The sequence below is a fragment of the Rahnella bonaserana genome (genome assembly GCF_019049675.1).
Classification (GTDB): domain Bacteria; phylum Pseudomonadota; class Gammaproteobacteria; order Enterobacterales; family Enterobacteriaceae; genus Rahnella; species Rahnella bonaserana.
The window spans coordinates 51,429-68,456 of sequence record NZ_JAFMOW010000059.1 but is presented as its reverse complement, the minus strand read 5'-3'; the positions used below and the strand labels follow the sequence as shown (position 1 = coordinate 68,456).

General features: G+C 55.0%; 16 protein-coding genes. 3 read left to right on the top strand and 13 right to left on the bottom strand.

Annotated elements, in window-relative coordinates:
- Positions 1-726: a 4-carboxy-4-hydroxy-2-oxoadipate aldolase/oxaloacetate decarboxylase gene (locus tag J1778_RS09045; protein WP_217172894.1), complete on the bottom strand. Its 726-nt coding sequence runs from the start codon at positions 724-726 to the stop codon at positions 1-3.
- Entirely contained in the window at positions 723-1,469 is a 747-nt protein-coding gene (gene galB / locus J1778_RS09040; RefSeq protein ID WP_217172893.1) for a 4-oxalmesaconate hydratase, read from the bottom strand. The genes J1778_RS09045 and galB overlap by 4 nt, the downstream gene beginning before the upstream one ends.
- 152 nt (positions 1,470-1,621) lie before the next feature.
- On the opposite strand from galB, the gene J1778_RS09035 reads away from it, so the two are divergent.
- Positions 1,622-2,836, top strand: a complete 1,215-nt coding sequence (locus tag J1778_RS09035; RefSeq protein ID WP_217172892.1) for a LysR family transcriptional regulator — start codon at positions 1,622-1,624, stop codon at positions 2,834-2,836.
- Position 2,837: 1 nt separating this feature from the next.
- On the opposite strand, the gene aroQ is transcribed toward J1778_RS09035, so the two are convergent.
- The 5 genes from aroQ to dapF all read right to left on the bottom strand — a co-directional run bounded on the left by aroQ (position 2,838) and on the right by dapF (position 8,054).
- A complete protein-coding gene (gene aroQ, locus J1778_RS09030) occupies positions 2,838-3,278 on the bottom strand; it encodes a type II 3-dehydroquinate dehydratase (RefSeq protein ID WP_217172891.1) in 441 nt (146 codons plus the stop codon).
- 15 nt (positions 3,279-3,293) lie between these two features.
- Complete coding sequence (locus J1778_RS09025; RefSeq protein WP_217172890.1) at positions 3,294-4,127, bottom strand: amidohydrolase family protein; 834 nt, start codon at positions 4,125-4,127, stop codon at positions 3,294-3,296.
- Positions 4,124-5,386 (bottom strand): gallate dioxygenase, encoded by a 1,263-nt coding sequence (locus tag J1778_RS09020; RefSeq protein WP_217172889.1) that lies wholly within the window; start codon positions 5,384-5,386, stop codon positions 4,124-4,126. Before J1778_RS09020 ends, J1778_RS09025 begins: the two co-directional genes overlap by 4 nt.
- 125 nt (positions 5,387-5,511) lie before the next feature.
- On the bottom strand, positions 5,512-6,891 hold the full coding sequence (locus J1778_RS09015) for an MFS transporter (RefSeq protein WP_217172888.1): 1,380 nt from the start codon (positions 6,889-6,891) through the stop codon (positions 5,512-5,514).
- Between the two features lie 323 nt (positions 6,892-7,214).
- Entirely contained in the window at positions 7,215-8,054 is an 840-nt protein-coding gene (gene dapF, locus J1778_RS09010) for a diaminopimelate epimerase (protein WP_217172887.1), read from the bottom strand.
- Between the two features lie 161 nt (positions 8,055-8,215).
- On the opposite strand from dapF, the gene J1778_RS09005 reads away from it, so the two are divergent.
- Positions 8,216-8,785, top strand: coding sequence for a GNAT family N-acetyltransferase (locus J1778_RS09005; protein ID WP_217172886.1), 570 nt, complete (start codon positions 8,216-8,218; stop codon positions 8,783-8,785).
- 41 nt (positions 8,786-8,826) lie between these two features.
- Here J1778_RS09005 and J1778_RS09000 read toward each other — a convergent pair whose 3' ends face one another.
- The 3 genes from J1778_RS09000 to spy all read right to left on the bottom strand — a co-directional run bounded on the left by J1778_RS09000 (position 8,827) and on the right by spy (position 11,991).
- A complete protein-coding gene (locus tag J1778_RS09000) occupies positions 8,827-9,132 on the bottom strand; it encodes a YbdD/YjiX family protein (protein ID WP_217172885.1) in 306 nt (101 codons plus the stop codon).
- A complete protein-coding gene (locus J1778_RS08995; protein ID WP_217172884.1) occupies positions 9,125-11,191 on the bottom strand; it encodes a carbon starvation CstA family protein in 2,067 nt (688 codons plus the stop codon). Before J1778_RS08995 ends, J1778_RS09000 begins: the two co-directional genes overlap by 8 nt.
- 290 nt (positions 11,192-11,481) lie before the next feature.
- Positions 11,482-11,991, bottom strand: coding sequence for an ATP-independent periplasmic protein-refolding chaperone Spy (gene spy, locus J1778_RS08990; RefSeq protein ID WP_217172883.1), 510 nt, complete (start codon positions 11,989-11,991; stop codon positions 11,482-11,484).
- 368 nt (positions 11,992-12,359) lie between these two features.
- On the opposite strand from spy, the gene J1778_RS08985 reads away from it, so the two are divergent.
- Positions 12,360-13,790 carry an aminotransferase-like domain-containing protein gene (locus J1778_RS08985; RefSeq protein WP_217172984.1) on the top strand — a complete coding sequence of 477 codons (1,431 nt, stop codon included), beginning with the start codon at positions 12,360-12,362 and terminating at the stop codon, positions 13,788-13,790.
- 9 nt (positions 13,791-13,799) lie between these two features.
- Here J1778_RS08985 and J1778_RS08980 read toward each other — a convergent pair whose 3' ends face one another.
- The 3 genes from J1778_RS08980 to J1778_RS08970 are packed head-to-tail and all read right to left on the bottom strand — an operon-like array spanning position 13,800 to position 17,028.
- Positions 13,800-14,408, bottom strand: a complete 609-nt coding sequence (locus J1778_RS08980) for a KpsF/GutQ family sugar-phosphate isomerase (RefSeq protein ID WP_217172882.1) — start codon at positions 14,406-14,408, stop codon at positions 13,800-13,802.
- On the bottom strand, positions 14,405-16,045 hold the full coding sequence (locus J1778_RS08975; protein ID WP_217172881.1) for an FGGY-family carbohydrate kinase: 1,641 nt from the start codon (positions 16,043-16,045) through the stop codon (positions 14,405-14,407). Before J1778_RS08975 ends, J1778_RS08980 begins: the two co-directional genes overlap by 4 nt.
- A 29-nt stretch (positions 16,046-16,074) precedes the next feature.
- Positions 16,075-17,028, bottom strand: coding sequence for an ABC transporter permease (locus J1778_RS08970; RefSeq protein ID WP_217172880.1), 954 nt, complete (start codon positions 17,026-17,028; stop codon positions 16,075-16,077).

The following is a 17,028-nucleotide window of genomic DNA, read 5'->3' as shown; positions in this document are numbered from 1 at the left end:
TCAGCGCTTTTCGGCTTGCTCTAATTCTTCAGTGGAATCGAAATACTTCAGGCCTTTTTCTGCCAGACGCGGGCGCATATTGTAGATATCCAGCCCGAGTTCGCCGTCTGCCATTCGTGCGCGTTTTCTTTCTTCCAGCGCTTCACGCTCACGACTGGCCTGCGCCACTCGCGCGACCTCTTCGCGGCGAACGACCACCACGCCGTCATCATCGGCCACGATGGCATCACCCGGATACACCAGTTGTCCGGCACAGACCACCGGCACGTTAACTGAACCGAGCGTTTCCTTAATAGTGCCTTGTGCATGAACTGAGCGCGACCAGACGCGGAATCCCATATCGCGAAGTGTTTTGGTATCACGCACGCCCAGATCGGCAACCAGTCCGGTCACACCGCGCGCTTTCAGCGACGTTGCCAGCAAGTCGCCGAAGAAACCGTCGGAACAGGGCGAGGTTGGCGCTACTACCAGAATGTCGCCCGGCTGACATTGCTCTACGGCAACGTGGAACATCCAGTTATCGCCCGGTGCGGTCAGCACGGTGACAGCGCTGCCGGAAATCGCACAATCCTGTTGAATCGGACGGATGCCGGCCTCCAGCAACCCCTTGCGCCCCTGCGCTTCATGCACGGTGGCGACGCCAAAAGCCGCGAGGGCTGACACATCTGCTTTATTTGCCCGTGGAATATGGCGAACCACGACGCCTTTTTTGCCGACCAGACTCATGCTAAATCCTCCGTCACGCGCGGGAAGAGGCTCTGATAGCCTTCGCCGTAAACGATATTTTTTGTGCTGGTGATCCCGACGTTGCGTTTGGCCTGTACGCCGCGCTGCTGGGCGACGCGGGTGTAGTATTCCCACAAATGTTCCTGACCGGCCATGCACTGAATGGCCTGATATTTCTTGTCCCAGACGTCGGTGATATCGAGCAGAACATCGGGTTTCCAGTCGCACTGTTCCGGCTGATGCGGTTCAAAGCAGTAAACCGGCGGTGCGCCGACAATGGTTTCGCCCGGTTTATAGCCTTCGGCCTGCGCGATAATCCGCGCCTCCTGCGCCAGATGTGTCGCCATCGGGTGATCGTAGTTGTACGGGTCTTTCAGCGAATGGGTCAGTACGAAATGCGGCTGCACGCGGCGGTAAACATCGGCCAGGCGGAACAACGATTCTTTATCGGCACGCAGCGGATAATCGCCCATATCGAAAAACTCAACGGTGGCACCGAGAATTTCAGCGGCGGCCATGGCTTCTTCGCGACGCGACGCTTTCACAATTTCTTCGGTCATGTTGCCTTTACGCCACAGTTTGGCGGATTCACCGCGCTCGCCGAAAGACAGACAAACGATGTGGACGGCATAACCGGCCTGGGTATGTTTGGCGATGGCACCGCCCGCACGCCAGACGAAATCGGCGGAGTGGGCGCTGACGACTAATGCGCTTTTAACATCATCTTTTTTTGGCTGAGTCATGAGGGTGTCCTTGGTTTTATTGTTCTCAAAATGTCTGAGTTCCATGCTGTCAGTCTGCGCCTGAGACGGGTAATTCATTTGATTGCAGGGGGTATGCGTTTTATTTATATTGCAGGGAGAGGTCACGAAAAAAAACCAGAAGGGAGAAGGGGATGGCAGAGTCTGAGGTGCTGAGTAACCTGATGCAAATACGGGCATTTTGTCAGGTTGTCGATCAGGGAAGCGTATCCCGCGCGGCCGATGAGCTTTACCGCACGCAGTCGGCGGTCACACGGGCGATCCGCGACCTGGAACAGGCGCTTGATGTCCCGTTGTTTGAACGTCATGCCAACGGCATGTTGCTGACCGATTTCGGTAAATGCGTGCTGCCACGTGCGCGACGGGCGATTGCCGAGCTGCGTCAGATCCCCTTACAGCTGGCGAAATTACAGGGTAAAAGCGGGCAACGGCGCGGTGATACCGAACCGCTGTATCTGTTTAACGTCCGGCGTTTGCAAATTTTTATCTCGCTGTGCAAAACGCGGCATATGCAGACGGTCGCCACATTGCTCGGCCTCAGCCAGCCCGCGGTCAGTGCCGCCCTGAAAGTGCTGGAAAACGGAGCCGGTCTGGCGCTGCTCGAGCGTACGCCGCACGGCATGATGCCGTCGCTTGCCGGGCAGGATATCGTGCCGAACCTGCGCCGCGCGCTCAACGAACTCCGGCATATTCCCGCTGATATTGCCGCCCGCCGCGGTGTACTGGAAGGAATGGTGCAGGTGGGTGCGTTGCCGCTCGGGCGCACGCGACTGTTGCCACAGGCGATTATCGGCCTCACGCAACGCTACAGTGGCGTTAAAGTGGTGACTAACGAAAGTGCCTTCAGCGCACTGGCATCGGAACTGCGTTCCGGCGAAGTGGATTTCATTTTTGGTGCGCTGCGTTCCAGTGATTACGCGGCGGATATGGCGACGGAAACGTTGTTTACCGAAAGTATGGTGATACTGGCAAGAAAGGGACATCCGTTGCTGGGCGGCGCTGTGACGCAGGCACATTTACGCCAGGCGCGATGGGTATTGCCGCGCGCCGAAACACCGGCAAGGCGACTGCTGGACAACAGTTTTGCCGCAATGAATATGCCACCGCCCGATCCGGTGGTTGAAAGCGGCGATCTCGGGATTGTACGCGGGTTGCTGCTCGGTTCGGACATGCTGGCAGCAGTATCAGCCCGCCAGCTGGAGCACGAACTTGAGTCCGGCGAACTGGTTAAACTGCCGCTGGATCTGGCCGATACGCACCGCGCCATCGGCCTGACATTCCGCGCCGGCAGCCTGCTGTCACCGGCGGCGGAAGCACTGGTGGCAGAAATCCGAAAGGTTTGCAGCTAAATCACTTATTCAAATTCACCACTGCCTGCCTGATTGCATATTCATACCCCTGAATGCCAAAACCGCAGATCACACCGACGGAAACATCGGAAAGAAATGAGTGATGGCGGAAGGCGTCGCGTTTATGCACGTTGGTGATGTGGACTTCGTACAGTGGCAGGCTGACGGCGGTCACAGCGTCGCGGATGGCGACGGAGGTGTGCGTCCACGCGGCGGCGTTCAGCACAATCGCGTCCACCGTTCCCCGGCAGGCCTGAATGCGGTCAATCAGATCGCCTTCGTGATTGGTCTGGAAGAATTCGATGGTTGCGCCGCAGCTTTCACCGGTCTGACGGCATAACTTTTCGATGGTCGCCAGCGTGTCGTGGCCGTAGGTTTCCGGTTCACGGGTGCCAAGCAGATTGAGATTCGGGCCGTTAAAGACGGCAATTTTATAGTTCATCGGTCTTTCCTTTCTTCAGTAATCCGTAAATCCAAACAAATCTTTCGGCGTCTGCCACAAAATCTGCTGACGGATTTTTTCGTCAGGGAATAATTGTTCAACCAGCATCAGCAGCGTGCCGAGATCCATCCGGTGTTCTGCCCGCAGGAACGGCCAGTCTGAACCCCACATGCAATGTTCTGCGCCGAACGCATTAAGGAGCGCATGCTGATAGGCGTGCCCGTCCTGATAAGGGAAAGGCTGGCGGCTGAATTTCGCTAAGCCAGACAGCTTAACCCAGGTTCTTTGCTGGTCAGCGAGACTGAGCAGAGCCTGAAACGCCGGTTGTTGCAGGCCCTGCGTGATGTCAGGGCGTCCGGAGTGATCAATCAGCAGCCGCGTTTTACTGCGGTTGATCAGCGGCAATAACGCCAGAAGCTGATCGTTCTGCACCTGAATGGCAGCGAACATATCCAGTTCGGCAAGACGCCCCATCAGGCCATCGAGATGCAAAAAAGGCTCCGTGCCGAGCATCGCAACGTTCATCGCAATGCCGACCACACCGGCCTGTTTCAGGCTGGCAAGCCGCTCAGTGCTGATATCAAACGGGACGACAGCGATGCCTTTGAAGCGGCCGTTGCCCTTTTCCAGCGCATCCAGCAAACATGTACTGTCAGTGTTGTAACCCGACGTCGGGCCGACAATCAGCGAGTGGCGGATGTTATACGCCTGCATCACGGCGCGGTAATAATCGGTGGTGCCAATCTCGTGTCCTTCCGGACGATAAGGCGTGTCCGGAAGGTACGGGAAGCGCGCCGGATCAAACACGTGGTGATGTGTGTCGATCTTGGGTTGCTCAAAAATCGTCATGCTTTCGCTTTACCTGCTACTGAATAGAGAACTTGCTGATTGCGGGTTTTCTGGAATTCTTCCAGCGTTTCGCCACGCATCGCGGAATAAATATGTAAATTGGAGACACCGACTACTGCGCCGAGTTTTTCCAGCAGGAAGAAGCTGACGCCGTAATGGATCATGCCGCGCCAGTCGAGTTCACGCAGCAGCTTTTGTTCCTCGTCCGTCAGTTTGTTTTCAGCAAACATAGCCTTCTGATCGGTCAGGAAACGCTCGCGCCATGCAGGCTGGATAAGACGGTGCAGGAACCGGTTAATACGCAGCGCTTTCAGGCTGCGCGCCTGAGTGAACGGGTAGGTGCCCGGCAGTTTTTCGACCCCCGCCATTTGCTGCGCGATTTTGTCACGCTGGCGCTGCTGCACGTCATACGGTGCTTCACGTGACTGATTTTCAAGGATTAGCGTGGCGATACCGGTCATCGACGGCAGATAATAGGCCTGATGCAGTTTCTTCACATTGGCCGACAGCGCGCCGCGCATCACCAGCCACATAATGACTTCCGCGCCTTCCATACCACCCAGCGTGGCAAATTCGGCCAGCGTCATTTCGGTCAGACGTTCCGGGTCGTTAACAATCATATCGACAAACTGCTCATCCCAGTCCGGGTTGTTAAAGCCGCAGCGTTCACCGTGCACCTGATGTGAAACGCCACCGGTCGCAACAATCGCCACGTTTAAATCTTCCGGGAAACTTTCAATCGCACGGCGCAGCGCCTGGCCGAGTTTGTAACAGCGGCGGGCAGTCGGTATAGGGAACTGCAACACGCCGATTTGCAGCGGAACGATTTGCGTCGGCCAGCCGCCTTCATGCGGGAGCAGGGCAGAAAGCGGCGAGAACAAACCGTGATCCAAAGGCTTATCCTGGAAGAATGACATATCAAATTCGTCTGCCATCAGACTGGCACCGATATGCTGCGACAGTGCCGCATGGCCCTTAACCGCAGGCAAATCACGCGGGCTGCCGCCTTCGTCAGCGACTTCATACTGCTCGTCGATACCCAGCGTAAAGGCAGAATAGTGATCGAAGAAAAACGAGGTGACATGGTCGTTGAAAATGTACACCAGCACGTCCGGTTTTTTCTCATCCAGCCACTTTTGCATCGGCGCAAAGCTTTCGAAAATGGGTGCCCAGGCGCTTTCTTCCTGCTTGTTGTGGTCAACCGCAAAACCGATGGTCGGGGTATGTGAAACTGCTAAACCGCCTATGATTTTCGCCATCTTAAATCCTCAATACTTTTGTAGGGTCACTGCGACACCAGCGTCGCGTTTTATTTATGTTGATGAATATCTTGATGAATATGTTGCTTAATAGGTTTCTAATTATAAGGTGGCTAATCCAGAGACTAGCGGATATTCATGGTGCGCGACAACTCCGGGATGTCAGTAATATCAACGCCTTTGATCATCTCGGCCGGGTGCGCCGCACGGTGTAAAAGAATGCTCAGTCCCGCCAGCAATGCAGGCAGCGCCAGAATAATAAAGATCATGTTTTGGCCGGAGAAAACGCCCAGCAGGACGCCGCCCATGGACGAGCTGATAATGGCGCCGCTGCGTCCGATACCGTGCATCCAGCAGACGCCGGTGGCACGCATTTCCGTCGGATAGAAAGCCGGAGAAAATGCCTGCAAACCGGTCTGTGCGCCGTTAATACAAACGCCGCTGATGAACACCAGCAGGGCAAGAATATCCGGGCCGAAGTTGCCGATACCCTGCGACAGCAGGCTGACCACGCCCATCATGTAGAAACCGGCAATGACCCGTTTGGCGATGAATTTGTCCATCAGCCCGCCGACCATCAGGCCGCCGAAAGTGCCGCCTAACTGGAACAAACCGGCGACGATAGCTGCACGTTCCAGCGAGAATCCGCCGTTACGCATAATGGTTGGCAGCCAGCCGTTGAGCAGATAAATCACGAACAGTCCCATGAAATAAGTGACCCACAGGACAATCGTGCCTTTGGCATAACCGTTAGTGAACAGCTGGAAGACCTTGGCTTTTTTCTGGATCACCGGCGCTTTCAGCACGAACCGGGTGCCTTCGCTGAATACGCCACCGGCGCGGGTCAGTACTTTGGCGATTTTTTCCTTCGCCACTTTACGCACCACCATGTACATCGCCGATTCCGGCAGGATCCACAGCAGCAAAGGCAGCATCAGCAAGGGCACAATCCCGCCCGCGAAAATGACCGACTTCCAGCCGTAGTGCGGCAGTAAACCCGCGGCGACAAAACCGCCCGCGCCGGAACCGACGTTAAAGCCGCTGTACATCACGGTGATCATCAGGCTGCGGCGGCGTTCGGGCATGTATTCCGACACCAGCGTCACGGTATTGGGCATCACCGCGCCTAAACCGAGGCCGGTGAGAAAACGCAGGATCGCCATTTCCATCGGCGTGCGGGCAAAGGTGCTCAGCAGGCTGAACAGCGCGAAGCAGAAAATCGACCACATCAGCACCCGTTTGCGACCGAAGCGATCCGCGTTCGGTCCGGCAATCAGTGCACCGATAGCCACGCCAAACATAGCAGCACCCAGGATCGGCCCCATTTCAGTGCGGCTGATGCCCCAGTCTTCGATCAGCGCCGGGGCGATAAAGCCCATCACCGCGGCGTCATAACCGTCGAACATGATGATGATGAAACACAGGGATAAAACCACCCATTGATATTTCGATATCGGGCGCTCGTCTATCCACGTTTTCACGTCCACGATGGTGTTGTTGCTCATAGGGTACGCTCTCTGTTTTTTTTATTAATATGTGATCGGATTAAAACTTTGGACAAAATTTCACTAACCGGCTTAGCACGAAGACCGGTCATGATGGGTTTTTATTAAGATTATTTTTTTTATTAAACAATGAGTTGGTTATTCATTGTTGTGCTTCCTGATAACCAACTTAGGGGCTGTAAAGCGCGCTGTCTGCCATAAAATCATTATGCAGGTATGAGTTTTATTTATGATGAGGTGTTTAAAATTGCGGCAGTCGGACTGCCGCAATCAAAAGAGGACGTCAGAAGAGAAGGAGACGAAGCCTACAGAAGGCGACTGAACTACGTCGTCATATCCCAGAAACAGTCGTTATCGAGGGTAATTGTGGCAATTTTCTGCACCGGCCCGCGCATGTTGACCTGAAAATCGCCGCTGAAGCTGATGGCCAGTTTTCCGCCCGGCATATGTACCGTGACATTTTCATCCACCAGCCCCAGTTTGCGCATCGCGCTGGCGGCCGCACAACTGCTGCTGCCGGAGGCCAGCGTATAACCCGCGCCGCGCTCCCAGATGCCGATCGTGATGTTGTTTCTGTCCAGCACCTGCGCGAACTGCACGTTGGTACGTTTCGGGAAAATCGCCAGTGTTTCGATTTCAGAACCCAGTTGTTTCACCTGTTCTAAATCCAGTTTATCCACGCGGATCACGCAGTGCGGATTGCCCATCGACACCAGCGTCGCACTGAGGTTATGTCCGCCCGCGAGCAGTGGCAAGGCAAGGGCTTCATTACCTTCAACGGTTGCCGGTAAAGCCGCCGGAGAAAATTTTGCCTGCCCCATATCGACAATCACCTGATGCGCACCTTCGGTGACTTCGCAACGCACCTGCCCGCCGGGGGTATTCACCAGAAACGGTTCATGCTTCACGCGGCCAATATCAAACAGATAGCGGGCGTAAATCCGCAGGCCGTTGCCGCTTTTCTCGGCCTCTGAACCGTCGGGATTGATGATGCGCAGGGAAGAAATATCAGCGTCGTCATGGTCAATCAGCAAACCGTCGGACCCGATACCGTAATGACGGTCGCAGAGTCGCTGAATTTGCTCATTACTGAGCAGGGCGGCTACGCTGTGATGGCAGACCAGATAATCATTACCCAGCCCGTGATAGCGGTGAAAAATCATGTTAGTTCTTCCTTTGGCAATTCCTGCTCACACATAATTGATGTGAATAGCTTTAATAGGAAATCTTGCCTGTTTCAATAGCGCCACGTAAATTCAAAATAATCAGTACAAAGATGCTCAGCGGATGTCCCTGAGATCCCGCCATAAACAAGGAGTTATTGATGGAAGCTTTTACTGTTCCTGTGGCTGTTCCGCCGCTGGCTGTCACCACACCTCGCCTGATCCTGCGTCAGTGGCAGGACAGCGATGCTGATCCATTTGCTGCAATGAATGCAGACCCGCAGGTCATGGAGTTTTTCCCCGCCACCATGACCCGTGAGAAAAGTGACGAAATGCTGATGCGCTGTCAGAATTTGATCAATGAGCGTGGCTGGGGAATATGGGCCGTTGAGTTGCGTGAGACGGGAGAATTTATTGGTTTTGTCGGCTTACATACGCCGGGATACGATCTGCCTTTTGTACCTTGCGTCGAAATTGCCTGGCGTTTGAAAGTGGATGCCTGGGGAAAAGGTTATTGCACCGAAGCAGCCCGCGCCGCGCTGGATGCCGGGTTTACCCATCTTGGGCTAAGCGAAATTGTGGCATTTACGGCGCTGCCGAATGTACGTTCTCAGGCAGTGATGAAGAAGCTCGGCATGATATGTGATCCCGGAGAGAACTTCATGCATCCGGCGCTGGAAGAAGGGCACTGGTTGCGGGAACATTGTCTGTACCGTTTACCGCGCTCCTGAACCCAATATGGCTCCCTCTTTTCAGAGGGAGCCATTCATTTTCAGCAAGGGCATTTGCCCATTTTCCCGCCTTCGCTCGGGAATCTCGCCTCCAGACAACGGCGGTGGAATTCCCGCTCCGTCATCGGCGTGCTGTCAGGATGTCGCACCTGCATATGCCGGACATAATTTTGATAATCCTGCACGCCGACCATCAGCCGGAAGCTCTGCGCGGTGCGCTTCATGGCCAGTTTCAGCCACTCGGCCACGTTATGCGGTTTCGCCTGCGGTACAAATAACGGCTGACAGCGCGTCACCTGAAATGTCGCTAAGCGTGGTGTCTTAAATAATGCACGTGATTCAGACATGGCGGGCCTCGCGACGGTTGACGACGGCAGTTTCATGCACGGTTGGCGTAGCAGATTTCAGCGCACGACGGATAACAAAGAAGGCGGAAATCAGCATGGTCACCGCCACCAGCATGAAGAAGCCGCACAGAATAGCGTTGATCTGATTGTTCAGTACGATGGTGTGCATATCCGCCAGCGTTTTCGCCGGTTTGATGATTTCACCACTGTCGATGCCTGCGTTGAATTTCTTCGCCTGGGCCAGGAAACCAATCGACGGTTTTTCGTGAAAAATCTTCTGCCAGCCTGCGGTCATTGAGGTGATAAACAGCCAGATGGTCGGCAAAATCGTCACCCACGCGTAACGCTGTTTCTTCATTTTGAACAGCACAACAGTACCCAGAATCAGCGCCATTGAAGCCAGCATCTGGTTGCCAATACCGAACAGCGGCCACAGCGTATTGATGCCGCCTAATGGATCGACTACACCCTGATAAACGAAGAAACCCCAGCCAGCGACTGCAACGGTGGTACCGGCAAACGTGCCAATCCATGAGCGGTTATTCGCCAGCGACGGAACGGCGACGCCCACCAGATCCTGCACCATAAACCGGCAGGCGCGGGTACCGGCATCGACGGCAGTCAGGATAAATAAGGCTTCAAACAGGATGGCGAAGTGATACCAGAAGGCCATCATCGCGCGGCTGTTAAACACGTCAGTGATGATGTGCGCCATACCCACCGCAAACGTCGGTGCGCCACCGGCACGGGAAAGAATGGATTGCTCGCCGACGTCTTTGGCGATTTGCGTCAGAACGTCCGGCGTAATGACAAAGCCCCAGCCATTAATCACCTGCGAAGCACTTTCCACCGTGGTGCCAATCAGCGCCGCCGGTGAGTTCATCGCAAAATATACGCCCGGATCGATAACCGACGCACAAATCAGCGCCATGATCGCCACGAACGATTCCATCAGCATCGCGCCGTAGCCGATAAAACGGATATGGCTTTCGCGTTCAATCAGCTTTGGCGTGGTACCGCTGGAAACCAGCGCGTGGAAACCGGAAATCGACCCGCAGGCAATGGTGATAAACAGGAACGGGAACAGGCTGCCGGAGAACACCGGACCGCTGCCGTCGATAAAGCGTGAGACGGCGGGCATTTTCATTTCCGGCATAGCGAAGACGATACCGACCGCCAGACCGGCAATCACGCCGATTTTCAGAAACGTCGAGAGATAATCACGCGGTGCCAGCAGCAGCCACACCGGCAATACCGAAGCAATAAAGCCGTAAATCACCAGAACCCAGGTCAGCGTGGTGCCGTGCAGGGTGAAGAACGGTCCCCAGTAAGGATCTGCCGCCACGTTACCGCCGTACACAATCGCCAGCATCATCAGCACGAAACCAATCACTGACACTTCAGCGATTTTTCCCGGACGCAGAAAACGCATGTAGATGCCCATGAACAGGGCGATGGGAATAGTGGCGGCGATGGTGAACAGACCCCACGGACTGTCGGCGAGTGCCTTGACCACCACCAGCGCCAGCGCGGAAAGAATGATGATCATCACGCCCAGTGCGCCGAGCATAGTGATCACGCCGGCAAAATCGCCCAGTTCCTGTTTAGCCATTTCACCTAATGAACGCCCGTCGCGGCGGGTGGATATGAACAGGATCAGGAAGTCCTGCACCGCACCGGCCAGCATCACGCCCACTAAAATCCAGATAGTGCCCGGCAGGAAGCCCATTTGCGCGGCAAGGATCGGGCCGACCAGCGGACCGGCTCCTGCGATGGCAGCAAAGTGGTGGCCGAACAATACCCATTTGTTGGTCGGTACGTAATCCAGCCCGTCGTTGTGGCGCTCGGCCGGCGTCATACGTTTGTCATCAAGTTCAAAGACTTTTTCAGCGATAAACAGGCTGTAAAAACGGTAGGCAATGCTGTAACAGGCAATAGCGGCGACCACCAGCCACAGCGCGTTGACGTGTTCGCCACGGCTCAGGGCCAGCATTCCGAAGGCAAAAGCCCCGATTAACGCCACCACCAGCCAGGTAATCCCGGACTTGACGCTTTTCATGATGTACAACTCCTTAAGAATGGTCCTGCTCAGGCAGGCCACTTTTTATGCATAGAGTGTGATGTAGAGGTACGATGCGTAGATCGGTATCAGGTTGCAATATTGTGAAAATTCCGTTTAAAAATAGTGTTTCTAAACGGAAAAGTTTGAACTTAAAGATGAAATTGTGATGGGGTTGACGCTTTCAGCAGAGAAGACTGGTCGGATGACATTAGAGTTGTGGCGCAGAAGCAAGAATGCAAAAAAAAACCGGCCCGAGAGGGGCCGGTTATGCAGGTTATCAGACGCGATTATTCAGCGGCAGCAGGTTTTGCTTCACCTGGTTTGTGGTCACGCATCTGCTCCATTTTGGCAGCGCGTTTCTGGTAGTTCTCGTTGAACTGTTTTTTCTGCTCTGGCGTCAGCAGGTTATACATTTTGTTCTCAGCACGTGCGCGTTCCAGCATACGGTCGGACTGCGCCTTGGTGATGGTATCAATCTGCGATTTCACTTTTGATTCATCGAAGCTGTCGGATGCCACCAGGCTGTGCATCTGATCCATCTGTGCTTTCATTGCTGCGCGGTCAGGACGCGCGCCGCTGTCTTTCATGATCTCTTTCATCTGAGTTTTCTGCTGCTCAGTCAGGTTCAGACCGGCAAACGGGTTCATATGATGCGGGCCTTTAGGGTGCATCATTTTGCCGTGTGGCGCGGTGGTGGCATCAGCTGCAGGAGCAGCGGTCGTCTCAGCAGCAAACGCGAAAGAAGCAGAGCTCAGAGCCAGAGTTGAAGCCACAATCATTGCGGTAAGTTTACGCATAATTAAATTCCTCATTGAATATTCAGGCACGTCGCCCGTTTTGTTTCGACGTAAACAAGTCTACTCATTCCAATGAATAGTAATGCGAGGAAGATGTAAAAGAGTGAAAGCCAAAATGTCATTTATCCGGCAATCGTGGAGAAAATGTTTAGAAAGCGTAAGGTTGCGCGAACAGGCATGAACGGGAGGTCAGATAAATCTGAGTAATGCGGTGTTTTCACACATTAACATGGCGAATGTTTCGCCGCCAGACCTCTCTGGTAAACATTGATTGCTGTTGATGAGCAGTTTACGTCGCTGTTCAACGCTAAAAGCAGGCATAATAGTTATCATTTGATTAACACTTCCTATAACAGTGCAGATGAATGATGGCCGAATCCCGTTATGAAACGCTCGCGCGTACATTACGCAGACAAATCGATACGCAGGTCTGGCTGCCGGGCGACCGTTTGCCTTCGTTGCGCGATACCTGCAAACAGTCCGGCCTGAGTCTGATGACGGTATTGCAGGCTTATCAGTTGCTGGAAAGTCAGGGCGTAATTGTTTCCCGCCCGCAATCCGGTTATTACGTGGCGGCTGCAACACATCGCCCGGTACGTCATTCGCCTGATGAACGCCTGCACGCCGCCGAACAGGTGGATGTTAACGACGCCATTTTCGATATCCTCAAAGCCGGGCAAGATCCTGCCGTGGTGCCGCTCGGTTCTGCGTTTCCTGATCCGACGCTTTTTCCGCAACCACGGCTGGCGCGCTCACTGGCCAGCGCTGTGCGCCGCATGTCACCACACAGCGCCATTGCAAATCTGCCGCCAGGTAATGAAGAGCTGCGCCGAAGTATTGCGCAGCGCTACGCACAAAACGGTATTGAAGTTGCACCCGATGAAATTGTGATTACGTCAGGTGCGATGGAATCGCTCGGATTAAGTTTGCAGGTAGTGACAGAGCCGGGTGACTGGGTGGCGATCGAATCGCCCGCTTTTTACGGCGTATTGCAGGCCATTGAGCGCCGCAAATTAAAAGCCGTCGCCATTCCGACAGATGTGCGTTACGGCATGGATCCTGATGCACTGGAAAAGGCGCTGGAAATCTATCCGATTAAAGCGTGCTGGCTGATGTCGAATTTTCAGAACCCGCTCGGATGCAGCCTGCCACCGGAAAACAAGGCACGGCTGGTGGGAATTTTGCAGGCGCACAGCGTGGCACTGATTGAGGACGATGTGTACAGCGAACTGTATTTCGGCAGCGAACGGACGGTGCCGCTTAAAGCGTCAGATTACCGCAGGGAAATTCTGCACTGTTCATCTTTTTCAAAATGCCTGGCGCCGGGATTTCGTGTCGGCTGGGTGGCGGCGGGTGCTTATGCTGAACGTATCCAGCGTCTGCAACTGATGAGCACATTATCGGCCAGCGTACCGGTTCAGCTGGCATTAGCGGATTATTTGCAAAGCGCGCAGCAGGGCGGTTACGACACGCATTTGCGGCGTTTACGGCGTCAGCTCGAACAACGTCAGCTGGCGATGCGCCACGCAATTATCCGGGAGTTCCCGCCGCAGGTTTCAGTCTCGCAACCTGCGGGAGGATATTTCCTGTGGCTGGATTTGGGCGATAACGTGGATGCGGCGCGGGTCTATCAGCGCGCGCTGGCACAAGGCGTCAGCGTCGCGCCCGGCACCATGTTTTCGGCCGATGAAAGATTCCGTCACTGTCTGCGTCTGAATACGTCATTCGAATGGGGGCCGCACACCGCGCGCGCTGTCTCAATTCTGGCGGCGCTGGTGGCGGAAGAAATTAAAGGATAAAAGCACAATTCAAACATCCTTCTCACGCAACGTCTTACCGACATTTCCCCCAGGATGGACTTTCAGCAAACGCTGCTGATCGAAGCCATTGCGCAGTATAATGTTGCCGCATAATGCATCGAACACCGCCAGCACCAGCACGATAGAAGTGGTGGCCAGCATATTGAGCGGATCGATTTCCCGCTGGATATGCGTTTTCACCACCAGCGTGGCGGCGCGGGCAATGGCTGAATCCAGATTCTCTGTTACGCTGATGATTGCCACGCCTTTGCCCTTCAGCGTCGGTAGCAGACGCGTCAGTTCTTCGGAATTGCCGCCGCGTGAAATCAGGATCATCAGGTCGTTGCTGCGCATAAAACCTAAGTCACCGTGGGCAGCATCCGTCGCGCTGAGATATACGGCGGGTTGTTCGACGCACGCCAGCATATGCGCGATTTTCCGCGCCGCAATCCCCGAGGTGCCGACGCCGGTCACGGCAATCTTGCCCTTACAGCCGGTCACCAGCGTCAGCAACTGCTGCCACACCTCCGCATCGAGATTGTGCTGCAACGCCAGCAGTTCCTGGCTGTAAATCTGCCAGCCCTGACACGCCAGCGTAAATTCCTCTTCTGCATTCATTCAGTTTCCCCCTGCATCAGGCGGCGGTATTTCATGCTGTCGTGGTACATCTCATGGAATACGCGGTATTTGCGATCGTAATACTCTTTGATTTTGTTGGTTTGCGGCGTAACGGTTTTGCCGATACGGCTCATGGCCGCCATCGCTTCCGGCAAAGAGTCGTATGCGCCCGCCGCGACGGTGCCCATCATGGCGCTGCCAAGCAACATCGCTTCGCTTTCTTCCGGCAATAACATCGCGCAGCCCGTGGCGTTAGAATGTTCCTGTACAAATACCGGGTTTTTAGTGCCGCCGCCGCTCGCCATCATGGTATCAATGCGGTAACCGCTCTGATTCATGGTTTCGATAATGTGACGGGTGCCGAGCGCCAGCGCCTGAATGGTCGCCAGATAATGCAGCGCCATATCTTCCGGCGTGCGCGAAAGTTTCAGGCCAGTCAGCGTACCGGTCAGCGTCGGGTTGGCACGGGGGGAACGGTTACCGTGGAAGTAGGGCAGCATATGAATGTCTTTGGTGAGGAAGGCGATATTCTCCGGTTCACCGGCCATTTTGCGCAGGATGCCGTTGAGCACTTCGTAAATGGTTTTGCCACTGTCCTTGCCCTGTTTCAGCAAATCCTGATAACACGGATGCGACTGGATCACATGGTCGATCAACGCGCCGGTGGTAGATTGTCCCCCCTCGTTCAGCCAGTAATCAGGCAGAATCGCTGAGTAATAAGGCCCCCAGATCCCGCCGATATAGCGTGCGCTGCGCGACATCGCCATGTGAGCCGTTGAGGTGCCGCCAATCAGCGCAATGCGGTTGTCGAAATCCGCTGATTCACCGGAGGCGCCGCTGGCACCGAGAATACCGAGGCTGCCGGCATGAGCATCAATAATCGAGACGCTGACTGCCGTGCCTGCCATCAGCCCCATTTCGGCGGCAGCGCGCTGGGTCAGGCCATGCCCGAGTGGTTCGCCCATGGTTTTCACTTCGCTGCCGATTTTTGCCGCGTTGTTTTCCAGCAAATCTTCCAGCCCGATCTGGCGGAAATAGCCAGGATCCCAGCGGTCTTCATGGCCAATATAGGTCCATTTGCAGACGGTGGAACACAACGAACGTGTGGTGTCCTGCGTGGCACGCCAGGTCAGGAAATCAGGCAGATCAAACAGGTGACCGACGTTGTTCCAGGTGGTGGGCATATGCTGTTTCAGCCACAGCAGTTTTGGTGTCTGCATTTCCGGCGAAATAATCCCACCGACGAATTCCAGCACGCGATGACCGGTGGCGTTGATGCGTTCCGCCTGAGTAATGGCGCGGTGATCCATCCACACAATAATGTTCTGCTCGCTGCGACCGGACGGACTGACGGTCAGCGGTTTTCCTTCTTTATCCAGCACCACCAGCGAACAGGTCGCGTCGAAACCGATGCCTTTCACCTGGATCGGATTGATATCTGCCTGATTCACCGCGTCTTTTACGGCATTGCAAACGGACTGCCAGATCTCATCAGAGGATTGCTCGACGAAATCGGCTTTCGGGCGGTACAGCGTAATCTCACGGCTGGCCTGGCCGACCATGCGGCCGGTCATGTCGAAGACGCCCGCGCGGGCGCTGCCGGTTCCTACGTCAACTCCAATAAAATAACTCGCCATGTTCTTTCCCTTCGGTAAAAAGCTTTCGCTTAAGATTTTCTGTTTTGCAGAGCGATAAACAGGATCAGGACGCCGCCCCAAAGAGCCATTGTCAGGTAACTGCTGACACCCATCAGATTCAGGCCGCTTTCCAGCATTTGCAGGACGATCAGTGCCAGTACCAGCCCGATGACCCGACCGAAACCGCCGTCGGGGTTAATCCCGCCGAGCACCGAGGCCAGAATGGTCACCAGCAAATACGAGTCGCCGTAGCCTGCTTTCGCTGAGTTAAATTTGGACATCATCAGCAGTGCCGCGCCCCATCCGAGCAGGGCGGAAAGCACATACACCGCGATGGTCACTTTATGAGTGTTAACGCCGCTGAAACGCGTGGCCTGTTCGTTGGAACCCATCAGATACAGGCTGCGGCCGAGCGTGGTGTGTTCGAGTAAAACCCACAGCAAAAGCGCGACCAGCAGGAAGAGCAGCAGGGCGACCGGAATGCCCAGCAGGCTGCCGTTACTGAGATACTGGATTGCCGCCGGGAAGCCGGAGATCACCGCGCCGTTGGTCAGCAGAATGTTCAGCCCGGCAATCAGCGTCATGGTGCCCAGCGTTGCCAGAATCGGCGAAACACCGATATACGCAATCAGCGCGCCATTGAGAACGCCAATGACCACAGCAACGGCCAGACCGGCGAGCATCGCCAGCACGAAATATTGCGGCTGATCCGGGTGTGCCACCAGAATCGCTGCCATCGCCAGCGAACAGGCATTGGCTCCGGCAATCACTGAAAGGTTGATACCGCCGGTGAGCATGGTGATGCCCATTCCCAGCGCCAGCATGCCAAGGATAGGCAGTTGTGAAGAGATCGACTGGAAGTTGCCGACGCTGTAGAAACTGCCGCCGAGCGTGAACGAGAACAGCACGGCCACGGCGACGATGATCAGCAACTGCAAACGGATGATGCGGTCGCCGGGGAAGAATCGGTTTAAGGTCGTCAT